The sequence below is a fragment of the Providencia alcalifaciens DSM 30120 genome, assembly GCF_000173415.1.
GTDB lineage: Bacteria > Pseudomonadota > Gammaproteobacteria > Enterobacterales > Enterobacteriaceae > Providencia > Providencia alcalifaciens.
In genome coordinates this window covers 109,366-125,796 of sequence record NZ_ABXW01000062.1, presented here as the reverse complement: position 1 = coordinate 125,796, position 16,431 = coordinate 109,366, and the positions used below count along the sequence as shown (strand labels likewise).

The following is a 16,431-nucleotide window of genomic DNA, read 5'->3' as shown; positions in this document are numbered from 1 at the left end:
ATTTTCATATTTGGTCCATAATCCCAATAAATCAACTCACGGGCGGCTATCGTCCCATTACTGATTTAAGCCTATATCTGCATTTTGCAAATTAAATATAGTTCAATAGGTAAAAATAAGTAATGCGCGGATAGAAATAGATATAGGAGTTCCTCAGATGAATGATACCCAAGACCAAACGTATTTAAATGTCGATAAACACGAAATTGAAAAGTTTGAATCGATAGCGTCGCGTTGGTGGGATCTTGAAGGCGAATTTGCCCCACTGCACCGAATTAACCCTCTCCGTTTGGGTTATATCATGCAACGCGTAGACGGTATTTTTGGTAAAAAAATTCTCGATGTGGGCTGTGGTGGTGGAATTTTATCTGAAAGCATGGCGCGTGAAGGTGCAGATGTCACGGGGTTAGACATGGGCGCAGACCCTTTAATGGTCGCTCGGCTACATTCTCTGGAATCAGGGATCCCTGTCGAATATGTTCAAGAAACAGTGGAACAACACGCTGATAAACATCCACAGAGCTACGATATTGTCACCTGTATGGAAATGCTTGAGCACGTTCCTGACCCTGAATCTGTCGTTCGTGCCTGTGCGAAGTTAGTCAAACCGGGTGGGCATGTCATATTCTCCACCATTAACCGTAATAGAAAAGCATGGTTAATGGCTGTCGTGGCAGCAGAATATGTGATGAAAATGGTTCCGAAAGGCACCCACGATGTCAATAAATTTATCCGTCCATCTGAATTAATCAGTTGGGTCGATAAAACGCAGTTAAAAGAACAACATATGATGGGATTACATTATAATCCAATCACCGATAAATTTTGGTTAGGACCTAACGTTGATGTGAATTATATGCTTCACACGGTCAGCGAATAAATAGCAAGCGGTACGTTTAAGAAAACAGCAAACGGTCTCAACTTTACAAAATAATTTTTAGGTTAATGTCGGTAAGTCAATTTTTAGCAACTCCACTTCTCATGCAGCTTACCGACATGATCAATTTTTCTTATCCAGTTGTTATCCACAAAAACTATCAGATTTGTACACTTGATAAAATCACACATTAACATTATCTTGTTATTAGATTCTTAACAAACTACTACATATAGTGGTACTCACAAATTTAATATACAAGTCTCATGATCATCCATCATGAGCTTTTTTACGTTTGGGACCCTCTATTTGTAACCCAACCAAGGTGTACTTGCTCATGAACCAGAGTCTGTTAGTCACAAAACGTGATGGACATAAAGAACGCATTGACCTAGACAAAATCCATAAAGTTATTACATGGGCAGCGGAAGGTCTTAGTAACGTATCAGTTTCACAGGTGGAGTTACGTTCTCAGATTCAGTTTTATGATGGGATCAGAACTTCTGATATTCACGAAACGATGATTAAAGCCGCTGCTGACTTAATCACCGGTGAAACACCAGATTACCAATACCTTGCTGCGCGTTTAGCGATTTTTAACCTGCGCAAAAAAGCCTACGGCCAGTTTGAGCCACCAAAATTATATGCCCACGTAAAACATCTGGTTGAAATGGGTAAATATGATAAGCATTTGCTGGAAGACTACACCGAAGCAGATTTCGAGCAAATGGATGGTTTTATTGACCATTGGCGTGATATGAATTTCTCCTACGCAGCGGTTAAACAGCTAGAAGGGAAATATTTAGTTCAAAACCGTGTCACCGGTGAAATCTACGAAAGCGCCCAGTTTTTATATATTCTGGTTGCTGCATGCTTGTTTTCTCATTACCCACAAGCAACCCGTTTAGATTACATCCGCCGCTTCTATGACGCGGTATCAACATTCAAAATTTCTTTACCTACGCCAATTATGGCGGGGGTACGTACGCCAACACGTCAGTTCAGTTCTTGTGTCCTGATTGAGTGTGGTGACAGCCTTGATTCTATCAATGCAACCTCAAGTGCTATCGTAAAATATGTGTCTCAGCGTGCGGGTATCGGTATCAACGCAGGTCGCATTCGTGCACTGGGTAGCCCAATCCGTGGTGGTGAAGCTTTCCATACGGGTTGTATTCCATTCTATAAACACTTCCAAACTGCCGTAAAATCTTGTTCTCAAGGTGGCGTACGTGGGGGTGCAGCAACTCTATTCTACCCAATTTGGCACTTAGAGGTGGAAAGCTTACTAGTTCTGAAAAACAACCGTGGTGTTGAAGGTAACCGTGTTCGCCATATGGACTACGGTGTTCAGCTCAACAAGTTAATGTATGAACGCCTGATCAAGAACCAAAACATCACTTTGTTTAGCCCTTCTGATGTCCCAGGCTTGTATGACGCATTCTTCGCAGATCAAGACGAATTTGAACGTTTATATGTGCAATATGAACAAGATGAGACAATCCGCAAATCCAGCGTGAAAGCGGTTGAGTTGTTCTCATTAATGATGCAAGAACGTGCGTCAACAGGTCGTATCTATATTCAAAACGTTGACCACTGCAATACCCACAGCCCATTTGACCCACAGATTGCTCCTGTCCGTCAATCCAACCTGTGTCTGGAAATTGCGCTGCCAACAAAACCATTAAATAACGTCAATGACGAGAATGGTGAAATCGCACTGTGTACGTTGTCTGCCTTTAACTTAGGTGCGATTGAAAGCCTTGATGAATTAGAAGAATTAGCAATCTTAGCCGTTCGTGCGTTAGATGCACTGTTAGACTACCAAGATTACCCAATCCCAGCCGCGAAAAAAGGCTCAATGGGGCGCCGTACTCTGGGTATTGGTGTGATTAACTACGCTTACTACTTAGCGAAACACGGAGTGCGCTACTCTGACGGAAGTGCCAATAACCTCACTCACAAAACATTCGAAGCGATTCAATATTACTTGCTGAAAGCGTCGAATGAATTGGCTAAAGAGCAAGGCGCTTGCCCATGGTTCAATGAAACCACTTATGCACAAGGCGTGTTACCTATCGACACTTACAAACGTGAACTCGACAAGTTAACCAACGAACCACTGCATTATGACTGGGAAGCACTACGTGCAGAGATCAAACAGTATGGTCTGCGCAACTCGACGTTGTCAGCATTAATGCCATCAGAGACCTCGTCTCAGATTTCGAACGCGACCAATGGTATCGAACCACCACGCGGTTATATCAGTATTAAAGCATCAAAAGACGGTATCCTGCGCCAAGTGGTGCCAGATTATGAAAACCTAAAAGGTGCTTACGAGCTATTATGGCAAATGCCTTCTAATAGCGGCTATTTGCAGCTAGTTGGGATCATGCAGAAGTTTATCGACCAGTCGATTTCTTCCAATACAAACTATGACCCAACCCGCTTCCCAAATGGCAAAGTACCAATGAATCAGCTGTTAAAAGATTTATTGTTAGCCTATAAGTTTGGTGTGAAAACACTTTACTATCACAACACCCGCGATGGTGCTGAAGATGTTCAGGGGGATCTGGAAGAAGTTGTAGAAAGCGCAGATTCTGATTGTGAAGGCGGGGCTTGTAAAATTTAATAGGGATGGTTATGTCACATTCATACACGATTTTTTCTCAGAAAAAGAATAACCAGTTGCTGGAACCGATGTTTTTCGGTCAGCCTGTAAACGTTGCTCGATTTGATCAGCAAAAATACCCTATCTTTGAGAAACTGATTGAAAAGCAACTCTCATTTTTCTGGCGTCCAGAAGAAGTTGACGTGGCTCGCGACCGTATTGACTACAACGCGCTGCCTGATCATGAGAAACACATTTTTATCAGTAACCTGAAATACCAAACGCTGCTTGACTCTATTCAGGGTCGCAGCCCTAACGTGGCATTTTTGCCACTGATTTCAATCCCAGAGTTAGAAACTTGGGTTGAGACTTGGTCATTCTCAGAAACTATCCACTCACGTTCATACACGCATATTATCCGTAATATCGTGAATGACCCAGCGATCATCTTCGACGATATCGTTGAAAACGAAGAGATCCTCAAACGTGCCCGTGATATCTCTGCGTATTACGATACGCTTATCGAGATGACCAACTATTACCATATGTTTGGTGAAGGAACGCATACCTTTGAAGGTAAGGAAATCACTGTTTCACTGCGTGCACTCAAGAAACAGCTGTATTTATGCTTAATGAGCGTAAACGCTCTCGAAGCTATCCGCTTCTACGTCAGCTTTGCGTGCTCTTTCGCTTTTGCAGAACGTGAACTCATGGAAGGTAACGCGAAAATCATCAAACTGATTGCTCGCGATGAAGCTCTGCACTTAACGGGTACTCAGCATATGCTAAACCTGCTACGTTCAGGACAAGATGATCCTGAAATGGCCGAGATTGCTGCTGAGTGTGAAGAGGAATGTTATCGACTGTTTGTAGATGCCGCAGAACAAGAAAAAGAGTGGGCTGAATATTTATTCAGCGAAGGCTCTATGATTGGTCTGAACAAAGATATTCTGTGCCAATATGTGGAATATATCACCAACATTCGTATGCAAGCAGTAGGTCTGAAATTACCATTTGAAGCGCGCTCCAATCCGATTCCGTGGATCAACGCATGGTTAGTGTCTGACAACGTTCAAGTGGCACCACAAGAAGTCGAAGTCAGCTCTTATTTAGTCGGTCAGATTGACGCTGAAGTTAATACCGATGATTTGAGTGATTTCGAACTGTAATTATGGCAAGTCATAAAATCACCCTGCGTCTTACGCAGGGTGTGCAAGTTCCCTACCATACCGATGTTCACTCAAGTTTATTGGAAGCACTTGAAGACAGCCGAGTCCCCGTTGAATACCAATGTCGAGAAGGATATTGTGGCTCGTGTCGCGTAACATTACTCAAAGGTAAAGTCGGCTATAAACGTAAACCCATTGCGTTTATTCAAGAAGGTGAAATTCTACCTTGCTGTTGTCACCCACTTTCCGATATTGAAATCGAGTAGCGGCGCTAGTAATACTGTGTATCTAACCATAACATAATAAAAAGCGACTGCTTTGATGACTCGAGCAATCGCTTTTTGCTTATAAAATAATACCCAAAATAATTCGAGTTATAGGTAGGCTGCAAACGAAGCTAGACGGGGAGCCCCCGGCTAGCTAAGTGAAGCTAACACCCCTGCGGCTTTAAGTATGATGGAGATTTTTATAAATAACCGTACATCGCGGCAAAAATCCATCCAAACACACAGGATACACCTACCCCAATTAAGCCTGGCAGGATAAAGCTATGGTTGATAACAAATTTACCAATACGTGTTGTACCCGAACGGTCAAACTGGATAGCAGCAAGGTCACTTGGGTAAGTCGGTAGGATGTAGTAACCATAACACGCTGGCGCAGATGCAATAATATACGCAGGATCAACACCGATACCCAATGCAATTGGTACTACTGCGGCTAATGCTGCAGCTTGAGAGTTAACAAACTTAGAGACTAATAATAAGATAACCGCATAAGCCCATGGGAAATCTTTCACTAATGAACCTAAAGTGCCTTTTATTTCATCCATATGGGCACCGAACATGGTTTCAGCCATCCATGCGATACCATATACGGCAACAATCGCTATCATCCCTGAACGGAACACTTCGTTCTTAGAAATCTGCCCTGGATTGGTTTTACAAATGATAATAATCAGTGCACCCGCCAGCAGCATAAACATCTGAATGACCAGAACCATGGATAATGGTTTACCGTTAATCAATGGTCTTAATTCCGAGAATGCCCCCAGCAATGCCACGACGACGATAGACGCTAAGAAAATCCACATTGCTACCCAGTTGATTTTCGGTAACTTTTTATCTAGTAGCGTGACGCTATCGCCATAAACGTAATCATGGTTTTCGGGAACAGAAATAAACTCTTGAAAAACAGGGTCTTTATCTAAATCCTTCCCACGGAACCAACTAAAGATACCAATGGCTAAAATACCAATTAACGTTGATGGGATGGTAATCGCGAGTAAATCTAAGAATTCTAAAGATTTACCATTGATAGAAACGCCATTTAGCATCGCAACTAATGAAACAACTGCCACAGAAACAGGGCTGGCAATGATCCCCATCTGCGCACCGATACTACTCGCCGCCATCGGTCTTTCAGGGCGAATATTATTTTTGATCGCTGCATCATAAATGATGGGCAAAATGGTATACACCACATGCCCTGTACCACACAAAATGGTTAAGATGCAGGTGACAAAAGGTGCAACAATGGAAATGTATTTTGGATTTTTACGCAGTAAACGTTCTGCTATTTGTAGCATAACGTCCAAACCGCCTGAGGCTTGTAAGGTTGCTGATGCGGCAACAACAGCAATAATAACTAACATGACGTCTACAGGCGGTTTTCCTGGCGGTAAACCAAAACCAAAGACGAGAATAACTAGGCCCACACCACCTAGCAGTCCGAGCGCCATCCCCCCTTTTCTTGCTCCGTAGAACAAGCAGACAAGAATAATGGCAAGTTGAATCATAAAGTCCATAGGTCCATCCTTTATTTATAGGTTTCCACTATTATCCAGATGGTCTTAACTTATTAATTTGATTTATATTAATTTAAAAAACAATATTGTTTTATTTTCATTCGCAATATTTTGCCTCCATCACAATATTTGCCTTTAGTTGCTGCCATAATGCTCAGTTAAATAACATAATGAGTAAAATCAATCTAATACACTCTTATTTTTAACATTTAAAATCTATAAATTTCACATAAATTCCGCTTCATTAACCCGCTTTTACACTTCACGATCAACACACTTTCCGACGCAATCATTAAGGAATCTTGTCTCTTATTTTTGATGTAAATAATACATTACACTAGCTGTAATTCAGATTTGACAGGATAAACGCAATCGCATAATCTGCTTAAATTATTAATAACCCGAATTCAATCAGAGGAATTTGTGAAGAATCGTACCCTTGGCAGTATTTTGATCGTAGCAGGAACAACAATTGGTGCAGGAATGCTAGCAATGCCGCTAGCGGCAGCAGGTGTTGGCTTCACTGGAATAGTCTGTTTATTAATTGGTTTATGGATGCTGATGAGTTACACCTCATTGCTGCTCGTCGAGGTTTATCAACACAATCCTGCCAATATGGGTCTCGGTAGTGTCGCGAAAAAATACCTCGGTCCTGTCGGTCAAATTGTCACTGGCTTGAGTATGCTATTGCTGATGTACGCTCTGACGACTGCCTATATTGGCGGTGCGGGCGTGCTGATCGCTGATAGCCTATCTTCTTGGTGGGGAGTTACTGTTTCGACTCAAAGTGCCATTATTATGTTTACTGTTGTGGGTGGTGCAATAGTCTGCGTGGGTACGCATTCTGTTGATTTCATTAACCGCATTCTGTTTACAGCCAAAACGATTTTCTTAGTGATTATGCTTGCCGTCATGATGCCCCATGCAGAGGCGATTAACTTAAGCACTATGCCGCTAGAAAAAGGTCTTGTATTAGCCGCGGTGCCAGTCATTTTTACCTCTTTTGGATTCCACGGAAGCGTACCAAGTTTAGTCAATTATATGAATGGTGATGTACGTAAGCTGCGTATCATTTTTATTACAGGGAGTGCGATCCCGCTCGTCGCCTACATTTTATGGCAAATTGCAACCCTTGGTGCTATCCCATCCGATACTTTTATGGGTATCTTGGCACAATCTTCCGGATTAAATGGGCTATTAACGGCAATCCGTGATGTCGTCGCGACTCCTCGAGTGAACATGGCTGTTGCACTGTTTATGGACTTAGCATTAGCGACTTCATTCTTAGGCGTTGCGTTGGGCTTATTTGATTACCTTGCAGATTTGTTTAAGCGTAGTAATAACTTTGCTGGTCGCGCGCAAACGACGCTATTAACATTTGTACCGCCGTTACTCGCAGCACTATTCTTCAGCAGCTTTGTACAGGCATTAACTTACGCCGCAGTCGCATTATCTGTCCTCGCATTAATTATCCCAGCACTGTTAACGATGCGAGTTCGTAAATTAGAGGCCAAAGGAGTTTATCGCGTCAAAGGTGGCACACCAATTTTAGGTTTAGTTCTGCTCTGCGGTATTGCGGTCATCGCTATCCAATTTGCCATCGTGGCCGGCTTCCTACCGAATGTTGGTTAATCCCCACAAAATTTCACTCATAAAAAAACACCCCAATATGGGGTGTTTTGCTTTTTAAGCTTTTAAAAATGTCTCAATCTATTTTTCAAAATAGTTCATGTTGTAGCTAGGCGGCAAACGCGCTAATCCCTAGGAGCATACACAAGTATGTGACTAGGGTTAGCAAGAGCAGCCAACAACGCTACAACGTGAAGTATGAAGAAAAATTAAAAGGACAGGCCGGCGCCTACATACCATCCGTCTGCTAACTTCTCATTACGATCATCATGTGCACCTTTCATTTCAATCAGGCGGTAACCTGCATCCACTGAAAGTGGTTTAAATACGGTGTAACGAGCACCAGCTTTCGCTTCCATGTAGGATTTGCTACCTGAAGTCAGTGATTCTGGTGCGCCGTACGCTTCACCATAGAAACTTAAAGATGGCAGAGCTTGCCAGCTTAAACCACCGCCTAACGCTGCAGCCGCACCATTGGAACCATCTTCAGGAGATAAATAGAGTGCTTTACCACCGACATAGGCATTGAATGGTCCTAATGGCAGACCGAAAGTTGCCCCTAGGCTACCTAACTCACCATTGTGGTCACTGCGTGCCCAAGAGCCATTAAAGGCTAAACCTGAACCTTGAGTTCCTAAACCAGCACTTAATTCTGTAAAATGTTCACCCGCGCTGAAATCAGCAGAAATGGCTTGAGCAGCACCCATGTAAAATGCAGAGGTCGCTGCAACAGCTAAAAGAACTTTGCGCATCATTATTTCCTTTATTATTAAAAATTGAAGTATCGTGACGATGTTACGTGATTTACTGCACACACTCAGTCTTTTTTGCTTAAATTTACGTTAGAACACCTTGTAACGCACAATAAGTGAAATTGATCAGTAGTTTACTTCAATCTCGCCCGCCTTTTTCTGATAAAACCTCGGACTATGATTACAGTGATTGGTCAGAGCGATTAGCTAATTAATTCTTTGCTTATTATACTCTTCATCAAGTTTATTATAGAGATGAAGTGATATTCTACAAATATTCATCCAGTTAGTTACTTTTGTGTAGTCTATAAATCTAATAGCTTGGGAGTATTGTGATGAAAAAAAGAGGTCTAACTACCGCTTCAGGTGCACCTGTTGTGGATAACAATAACGTGATGACTGCAGGTAAGCGTGGTCCGATGTTATTGCAAGATGTGTGGTTTTTGGAAAAGCTCGCTCACTTTGACCGTGAAGTGATCCCTGAGCGTCGTATGCACGCCAAAGGTTCAGGTGCATTCGGTACTTTTACGGTAACCCATGACATTACTCGCTATACTCGCGCTAAATTATTTAGCGAGATCGGTAAGAAAACGGATCTGTTTGTTCGTTTCTCTACCGTTGCTGGTGAGCGCGGCGCTGCCGATGCAGAGCGTGATATTCGTGGCTTCGCGATGAAGTTTTATACCGAAGAAGGTAACTGGGATATGGTCGGTAACAACACCCCAGTCTTCTACTTACGCGATCCACTAAAATTCCCTGATTTAAACCATGTGGTAAAACGCTGCCCTTATACCAACATGCGCAGTATGGCGTACAAATGGGACTTTTTCTCTCATTTACCCGAGTCTCTTCATCAGTTAACCATTGATGTCAGTGACCGTGGACTGCCAAGAAGCTATCGCTTCATGCACGGCTTTGGTAGCCACACCTATAGCTTTATTAACGCTAACAATGAACGCTTCTGGGTAAAATTCCATTTCCGCAGCCAACAAGGCATCGAAAACCTGATGGACGACGAAGCCGAAGCGTTAATTGGTAAAGATCGCGAAAGTTCTCAGCGTGACCTATTTGAATCAATCCAACGTGGTGACTACCCTCGCTGGAACTTACAAATTCAGATCATGCCGGAAAAAGAGGCATCTACCGTACCTTATAATCCATTCGATTTAACCAAAGTTTGGCCACATAAAGATTACCCATTAATTGATGTGGGTTATTTTGAATTGAACCGCAACCCAGACAACTATTTCTCTGATGTAGAACAAGCGGCATTTAGCCCAGCAAACATCGTTCCGGGGATCGGTTTCTCCCCAGATAAAATGTTGCAAGGTCGCCTATTCTCTTACGGGGATACTCAGCGTTACCGTTTAGGTATCAACCACTATCAGATCCCAGTTAACGCACCACGTTGCCCATTCCACAATTATCATCGTGATGGTGCAATGCGTGTGGATGGAAATAGCGGTAATACCGTCACTTATGAGCCAAACAGCGCAGGAATGTTCCAAGAGCAGCCAGATTACAGCGAACCCCCATTATCCATTGAAGGGGCAGCCGATCATTGGAATCATCGCGAAGACGAAGATTACTTCAGCCAACCGCGTGCTCTGTATGAATTACTGGATGATGCGGAACATCAGCGTATGTTCCAACGTTTAGCTGGTGAGTTGATTGAAGCATCAGAAGAGACACAAAAACGTCAAATTGACCTGTTTAAGAAAGTGCACCCTGAATATGGTGCTGGAGTTGAAAAAGCGTTGAATGCACTGAAATAATCTTGTGTTTTAAACACACCAAGCGCTAGAATTCTCTAGCGCTTTTTTATTTGTTCATACGGTACGTTGAGCCAAAACCCACCGCTTAACTTGCTGGCGAGACACTTTAATTCCCCCCGCTTTCAAATCCGGGTCTAAACGATAAAATACCATCGGAAACTGGTAGGGTGCTAATTTATCTTTTAGCCAATCCGCCAGCATGGTTAAGTCAGTTGATTCATCAGCTTCAATCACCGCAACAGGTCGTTGTCCAAATTGCACATCATCAACCGGAATAATAAAGCTTTGGTGTACATCAGGATACCCATTAATGACTGCCTCAATATCTTCAGGCTGGACACATTCTCCACCACTGATAAACAAATTATCTAGACGCCCTAAAATCTGATATTCACCTTCTATGAATGCGCCTTTGTCATTCGTTTTAAACCAGCCATCAACCCGTTTTAGGGGATGCAGTTGCCCGTCAAACCAATATCCTAATGATTGACTATCTGACTGGATTTGGATTTCCTCATCCACAAGGCGAACTTGCTTACCTTTGAGTGGTAAACCAACCCCTTTTTTACCATCCGCGCGTTTCGCACAAACCGTTGACGCCATTTCTGTCATACCATAGCCACTCCAGCAGACAATGCCTTGCGAAGCAGCCAGTTCAGTTAATGTCGTTGGGATCATTGCCCCACCAAGTAGAACTTCTTTTAATGCGACTTGCTCAGGCATTGTATCATTCAGCAATCGCCATAATTGTGTCGGCACTAATGATGCATGACTCACACCTTGTAACGCTTCGGATAATGGTGTTGAACGTACGGCAATTTTTGCCCCTCTGAATAACCAGCGCCACACAATGCCTTGACCAGAAACATGAAATAATGGCAATGAAAGTAACCAACAATCATCTTGTTGATAATTCATGGCATCAAGGACACCTGCTGCGCTATTGAGATGAGCTGAAACACTGTGAACGGCCGCTTTAGGTAACCCTGTCGAGCCAGAGGTTAAAATTAACGTTGCAGGTTGTTTATAGGTATTCTGAAAACAAATAGAAGGAAAATCATCATACTCAGTAAAATGAGCATGCAGTTGATAATCCAAATGCCGATAATCCGATAACACATTGTGCTCATTCGTAAAATCAATCACTGCGCTAATATCAAGATGCGGAAGTAAGTCATTTAACAACCGCTCAGGAAGACGGGGATTAAGTGGTAACACCCTCACCCCGCAAGCGATCAGTGCTAGCTGGCTGAGTAACAAATCTACCGAATTTTTACCACGTAACGCCACACATTGCCCTTCGCTCACCCCTTGCATGGCAAAGTAAGTCACTAAATCAGCAATATGTTGGTTTAACTCATACCACGAGACTGATTCAGTGTCAGTCAGTAATGCCGTTGCATTTGGCTGAAGACTGGCCCAGTGCTGCCAAGGCCAGTCAGTGAATGGTGTAATCGTGGATTCTGTTACAGTAGATGGGGTTAACTCTGCCATACAACCGTCAGTTCATCTAACTGTTGAACAGGAATTTGGCACCCAGGCCATGGTCGAATCAACTGAGATTGGATCAGTGAAACGGTGTCTAACCCCGGAATGGTATCAGGCGTCAGCCAATTTGCGATGCGCGCTAACTGAGTTAAACCAAAGCTGGATTCAATGGACGAGCTGATGACTGCCTGCATACCTAACTGATGCGCTTGCTCCACTAAACAACGACAATAACTCAAACTGCCAGTTAGTGTTGGTTTAATGATGATCGCAGCAACACCCGCTTGTGCTTCCACTTTAAAACCGTCTTCTCGTACACTTTCATCCCATGCAATGGCAATGCCGGTATCCGCAGAAAATTGCAAAGACTCCTCTCGGGTTTTGCAGGGTTCTTCAAGAAAAGCAATCCTACTACGGTAATCAGGATTCACATATTTGGCGAAGCCATCCGCTTTTGCCCGAGTCCAACTGCGATTAGCATCTAAACGCAATTTGAGTTCAGGAACGGCTTCCAATAACAAGTTAGCCACCATACCATCACGTACAGCTTCATAGAGCCCCACCTTCACTTTAGCCACCTTTTCCCCTTCCATGGCATCAAGGCTGAGGATTAGATCGTCAGGGTCACCGCTACATAACGGCGCTTTACGATAGTCGGCTTGTTGAGGAAGTTCGCCCTTTAATTCCGCTAACGCGCAGCTACAGCCAAAGGCGACAGAAGGTAAATGGCTTGACGTCATTGTGCCTTCATTCACCCATCCATTTAGCCATGCGATGGTTTCAGCAGTTGCTTCCTCCAATGTTTCACGGCTAAATTCAGGTAAAGGAGAAATTTCCCCCCAACCTTCGCTATCCCCATCTTGTAAACACACTAATAACCCATCTCGAGTTTTCAGTCGTTGATAGCGAAGGATAACGCCTGCCTCCATGGGCAGGCTGAACGAGTAAAGTTTGGCTTTTCTCATTATGGATTACGCTTATATTTAGAGAAATCTGGAGCACGTTTTTCGTTGAATGCGTTACGACCTTCTTGACCTTCATCCGTCATATAGAACAGCATAGTCGCGTTACCTGCTAATTCTTGCAGACCGGCTTGACCATCACAGTCAGCATTCAAGGCAGCTTTCAGGCAACGTAATGCCATTGGGCTGTTTTCCAACATTTCACGACACCAACGCACAGTTTCTTTTTCGAGATCAGCATAAGGAACAACGGTATTGACCAGTCCCATATCTAAGGCTTCTTGTGCATTGTATTGGCGACATAAGAACCAAATTTCACGTGCTTTCTTTTGACCGACAATACGCGCCATATAAGATGCGCCCCAACCGCCATCAAATGAGCCTACTTTTGGACCTGTTTGACCAAAAATAGCGTTATCAGCCGCGATAGTTAAGTCACACATCATGTGTAAAACATGACCGCCACCGATAGAGAAACCCGCAACCATTGCTACCACAGGTTTCGGACAAGTACGAATTTGACGTTGGAAATCTAATACGTTCAAATGGTGTGTGCCGCTTTCATCACGGTAGCCGCCGTAGTCACCCCGGATTTTTTGGTCACCGCCTGCGCAGAAGGCTTTTTCGCCTTCGCCAGTGAGGATAATTGTGCCAACATGGTCATCATAACGCGCATCAGACAATGCTTGGATCATCTCTTTTACGGTCTGTGGACGGAACGCATTACGCACTTCAGGGCGATTAATGGTGATTTTAGCAATCCCTTCAGGGGATTTATGATATCGAATATCTTCAAAACCTTCTGAGCAATCTTGCCACTCAATCGGTGCGTACAATTTTTCTTCGCTTGGATAAATCATTATCAAGTTCCTTTAACCACAGTGTGATAAAAAATGGTGAAGTGCAATCACATAATGTTGGGGGTTTTCCCGATGCGCATTATGCCCTGCATTCTTAATTAGCGTAAACGGCAATGCATATTGTTGCGAAACGCTTCGAAATTTTTGGTCCTTTTCTCCGCAAAAATAGCAGTAAGGGACCGATAAATGCATCAAGGGTTCGACTAAAAACGGCTGTTTGGATAATGAGGTATTTTCCAACATATCCGCTACGGCTAAGGGATTATTCAGGGCGCGTAATGCAACCAAATTAGCACGTTGTTCGTTGGTAAGATTGGCAAAAACGGCTTGCTGATACCAGTCATTCAGTACTCGCTCAATAGGTTGGTGGCGAAAACGTTCCGCCCATTGATGGTCATGACTCTCACGAGCTTGGCGTTCTTGTGCATTCTGTAAACCCACATTCCCACCTTCAATCACCAAGCCTTGTAATCCTTTATGATTTGCAAAGCAGGCAAAATGCATCGCCAAACGAGCACCGAGTGAATAACCGACCAAAACAAACCGTTGAACGGTGTACTGCTCCAGCAAGCGAGACAATTGCTGATTAAAATCACTAAAACCTTGGCAAGTAATGTGACACGAGTCACCATGCCCCGGTAAATCGACGACTAAACGGGGGTAATTGGGGCAAGCCTCCACAATGGATGACCAGTCATCAGCACTTCCCAGCAACCCATGCAGAAACACTAAACAAGGTGTTTGGTCATTTTTTTCTTGGCTGGGATAACTGTGCGCGGCTAACACGGCAAACTTTCCACTTCTTGCAGTAATTTTTTCAGAGTGCGAGCCCCTTCATCACCGTCAACCACCAGCTCAACAAGCAGCGTTCCATGCTGGTTATGCCAAAATTCATCAAGCGTCTCTTTTAAGCTTGTCCAATCTGTCGGGGCGCAATATTGCAGACCAAACATCATCGCAGCGCCAGCAAAACTCACATTTTGAGGCATGCAGTAATAATTTTGTCGAGCCTCAGGTGACGTTGGCAACATGGAGAATATTTGCCCACCATTATTATTCACGATAATCAAGACGCTCGGCGCGGAAGGCTCACGTAATAACGCTAAACTATTTAGGTCATACAGCGCTGAAATGTCACCAACGATACCTAACGTCGGTTTAGCGGTAGCGCGTTGCACCCCTGCCATCGTCGAGATCAGCCCATCAATACCACTTGCGCCACGGTTACTGAACACAGGATATCCTGCCGGTAACTGGGCGAAGGCATCAATTAAACGAACAATTAAACTGTTCCCCACAAAAAGTTGCCCACGAGGAGGAAGAAGATCGGGCAATTGATGCGCGACTGCAGCTTCTGAAAATTGGTTTTTCAACTGTATTTCAATATGTTGTGAAGTACGATTCGCTAAATCAGCAAGATCTGCACACCATGGGCTACGTGGCTGAGTTGGGTGTTGTTCCAACCATCCTTTAATGCTGCACGTGAGCTTGCGCCCCTGATGATTGGCTGGGTCTAAACGTCCCGGTATTGAATCCACTATCCAATACTCTTGGGGATGACATTGACTTTGCCATTGCAATGCGCGTTTTCCAGTCAGGCTTGAACCAAATTGCACCACTAATTCAGCCTCATCTAGCCAAGCCTTAGCGTTCGGGTGCAGTAACCATAAATCAGCACAAGGGTAAGGCTGCCCGGTTTGAGAAAGTACGTCACCAATAAGTGGCCACCCCAATTCGGCAGCCCATTTAGCCACGAGCTCGCCATCACTGCTGCTCATACGCCCGGCGACTACCACGCCTTTTTTCTGACGCCAGAAATACCAATCAGCAACCAGAGCTACAGTATGGGTCAATGGCTCAATCAACCATGGATGGGATGATTGCCACCAATCACCTAAACTTGCCTGCCAGTCAGTATCGCCTTCTGTTTCTCCGTACAATGGCTCAGCAAAAGGGCAATTCACATGGAATGCACCATGTCGCAACTGATTCATCCCATTATCAATCGCAGAAACCAGCCATTTTGCGGAAATATCACGGGTTGGTCTTGGCAACATTAAATTTTCGAAAGGATGACTCGCAAAAATATGAGTTTGGCGAATAGCCTGATTCGCCCCGCAATCAATCAACTCAGGCGGTCTATCGGCGGTGAGAAAAATAACTTTTTCCCCTGTTAATCCAGCTTCAATGAGAGACGGATAGAGATTGGCTACCGCAGTCCCTGAAGTCACAATAACGCCAACAGGCTCGCTACTCGCCTTCGCAAGCCCTAGCGCAAGGTGCCCTAATCCGCGCTCGTCAAAGTGCGTATGGCAATGAAGTTTCGTGTTATTGATCGCTGCCAACGTCAATGGTGTGGAACGAGATCCTGGTGCAATACAGATATTTTTCATTCCGTGACGGGCGAGCGCCTCAATAATTACCTCAGCCCAACGGAGATTAAATGCTGAATTAGACATAATGTGCTCGGTAAATTATTCATGATGCTGAGTGTAATAGGATTA

At 43.9% G+C, this 16,431-nt stretch carries 13 protein-coding genes; 6 read left to right on the top strand and 7 right to left on the bottom strand.

Annotation, left to right across the window (positions count from 1 at the left end):
* Positions 1 to 157: 157 nt before the first annotated feature.
* The 4 genes from ubiG to yfaE all read left to right on the top strand — a co-directional run bounded on the left by ubiG (position 158) and on the right by yfaE (position 4,920).
* Positions 158 to 880 carry a bifunctional 2-polyprenyl-6-hydroxyphenol methylase/3-demethylubiquinol 3-O-methyltransferase UbiG gene (ubiG, locus tag PROVALCAL_RS15710; protein ID WP_006660311.1) on the top strand — a complete coding sequence of 241 codons (723 nt, stop codon included), beginning with the start codon at positions 158 to 160 and terminating at the stop codon, positions 878 to 880.
* A 334-nt stretch (positions 881 to 1,214) separates the two neighbouring features.
* Positions 1,215 to 3,506, top strand: a complete 2,292-nt coding sequence (gene nrdA / locus PROVALCAL_RS15705) for a class 1a ribonucleoside-diphosphate reductase subunit alpha (protein WP_006660310.1) — start codon at positions 1,215 to 1,217, stop codon at positions 3,504 to 3,506.
* An 11-nt stretch (positions 3,507 to 3,517) separates the two neighbouring features.
* Complete coding sequence (nrdB, locus tag PROVALCAL_RS15700; RefSeq protein WP_006661379.1) at positions 3,518 to 4,654, top strand: class Ia ribonucleoside-diphosphate reductase subunit beta; 1,137 nt, start codon at positions 3,518 to 3,520, stop codon at positions 4,652 to 4,654.
* 2 nt (positions 4,655 to 4,656) lie between these two features.
* Entirely contained in the window at positions 4,657 to 4,920 is a 264-nt protein-coding gene (gene yfaE, locus PROVALCAL_RS15695) for a class I ribonucleotide reductase maintenance protein YfaE (RefSeq protein WP_036961183.1), read from the top strand.
* Between the two features lie 200 nt (positions 4,921 to 5,120).
* Here the strand turns inward: yfaE and PROVALCAL_RS15690 are convergent, their stop codons facing one another.
* On the bottom strand, positions 5,121 to 6,461 hold the full coding sequence (locus PROVALCAL_RS15690) for an anaerobic C4-dicarboxylate transporter (RefSeq protein WP_006660307.1): 1,341 nt from the start codon (positions 6,459 to 6,461) through the stop codon (positions 5,121 to 5,123).
* Positions 6,462 to 6,944: 483 nt separating this feature from the next.
* Between PROVALCAL_RS15690 and tyrP the strand changes: the two genes are divergently transcribed.
* Positions 6,945 to 8,093, top strand: coding sequence for a tyrosine transporter TyrP (gene tyrP / locus PROVALCAL_RS15685; RefSeq protein ID WP_230086478.1), 1,149 nt, complete (start codon positions 6,945 to 6,947; stop codon positions 8,091 to 8,093).
* Positions 8,094 to 8,299: 206 nt separating this feature from the next.
* Here tyrP and PROVALCAL_RS15680 read toward each other — a convergent pair whose 3' ends face one another.
* A complete protein-coding gene (locus tag PROVALCAL_RS15680) occupies positions 8,300 to 8,842 on the bottom strand; it encodes a YfaZ family outer membrane protein (protein ID WP_006661376.1) in 543 nt (180 codons plus the stop codon).
* A gap of 335 nt (positions 8,843 to 9,177) precedes the next feature.
* Here PROVALCAL_RS15680 and PROVALCAL_RS15675 point away from each other — a divergent pair, with 335 nt between their 5' ends.
* Positions 9,178 to 10,617 (top strand): catalase, encoded by a 1,440-nt coding sequence (locus PROVALCAL_RS15675; protein ID WP_006660304.1) that lies wholly within the window; start codon positions 9,178 to 9,180, stop codon positions 10,615 to 10,617.
* 54 nt (positions 10,618 to 10,671) lie between these two features.
* On the opposite strand, the gene menE is transcribed toward PROVALCAL_RS15675, so the two are convergent.
* The 5 genes from menE to menD are packed head-to-tail and all read right to left on the bottom strand — an operon-like array spanning position 10,672 to position 16,386.
* Entirely contained in the window at positions 10,672 to 12,111 is a 1,440-nt protein-coding gene (gene menE, locus PROVALCAL_RS15670) for an o-succinylbenzoate--CoA ligase (RefSeq protein ID WP_006660303.1), read from the bottom strand.
* On the bottom strand, positions 12,099 to 13,070 hold the full coding sequence (gene menC, locus PROVALCAL_RS15665) for an o-succinylbenzoate synthase (protein ID WP_006660302.1): 972 nt from the start codon (positions 13,068 to 13,070) through the stop codon (positions 12,099 to 12,101). Before menC ends, menE begins: the two co-directional genes overlap by 13 nt.
* A complete protein-coding gene (menB, locus tag PROVALCAL_RS15660; protein WP_006660301.1) occupies positions 13,070 to 13,927 on the bottom strand; it encodes a 1,4-dihydroxy-2-naphthoyl-CoA synthase in 858 nt (285 codons plus the stop codon). The genes menC and menB overlap by 1 nt, the downstream gene beginning before the upstream one ends.
* A 12-nt stretch (positions 13,928 to 13,939) precedes the next feature.
* The gene (gene menH / locus PROVALCAL_RS15655; RefSeq protein WP_006660300.1) at positions 13,940 to 14,713 is read right to left on the bottom strand and encodes a 2-succinyl-6-hydroxy-2,4-cyclohexadiene-1-carboxylate synthase; all 774 of its coding nucleotides are present in this window, start codon (positions 14,711 to 14,713) and stop codon (positions 13,940 to 13,942) included.
* Entirely contained in the window at positions 14,707 to 16,386 is a 1,680-nt protein-coding gene (gene menD, locus PROVALCAL_RS15650; protein ID WP_006660299.1) for a 2-succinyl-5-enolpyruvyl-6-hydroxy-3-cyclohexene-1-carboxylic-acid synthase, read from the bottom strand. The genes menH and menD overlap by 7 nt, the downstream gene beginning before the upstream one ends.
* Positions 16,387 to 16,431: the final 45 nt, after the last annotated feature.

Excerpts from the sequence above, each read along its gene's own strand:
- ubiG (WP_006660311.1), top strand. The coding sequence starts at position 158 with ATGAATGATACCCAAGACCAAACGTATTTAAATGTCGATAAACACGAA.
- nrdA (WP_006660310.1), top strand. The coding sequence starts at position 1,215 with ATGAACCAGAGTCTGTTAGTCACAAAACGTGATGGACATAAAGAACGC.
- nrdB (WP_006661379.1), top strand. The coding sequence starts at position 3,518 with ATGTCACATTCATACACGATTTTTTCTCAGAAAAAGAATAACCAGTTG.
- yfaE (WP_036961183.1), top strand. The coding sequence starts at position 4,657 with ATGGCAAGTCATAAAATCACCCTGCGTCTTACGCAGGGTGTGCAAGTT.
- PROVALCAL_RS15690 (WP_006660307.1), bottom strand. The coding sequence starts at position 6,461 with ATGGACTTTATGATTCAACTTGCCATTATTCTTGTCTGCTTGTTCTAC.
- tyrP (WP_230086478.1), top strand. The coding sequence starts at position 6,945 with ATGCTAGCAATGCCGCTAGCGGCAGCAGGTGTTGGCTTCACTGGAATA.
- PROVALCAL_RS15680 (WP_006661376.1), bottom strand. The coding sequence starts at position 8,842 with ATGCGCAAAGTTCTTTTAGCTGTTGCAGCGACCTCTGCATTTTACATG.
- PROVALCAL_RS15675 (WP_006660304.1), top strand. The coding sequence starts at position 9,178 with ATGAAAAAAAGAGGTCTAACTACCGCTTCAGGTGCACCTGTTGTGGAT.
- menE (WP_006660303.1), bottom strand. The coding sequence starts at position 12,111 with ATGGCAGAGTTAACCCCATCTACTGTAACAGAATCCACGATTACACCA.
- menC (WP_006660302.1), bottom strand. The coding sequence starts at position 13,070 with ATGAGAAAAGCCAAACTTTACTCGTTCAGCCTGCCCATGGAGGCAGGC.
- menB (WP_006660301.1), bottom strand. The coding sequence starts at position 13,927 with ATGATTTATCCAAGCGAAGAAAAATTGTACGCACCGATTGAGTGGCAA.
- menD (WP_006660299.1), bottom strand. The coding sequence starts at position 16,386 with ATGTCTAATTCAGCATTTAATCTCCGTTGGGCTGAGGTAATTATTGAG.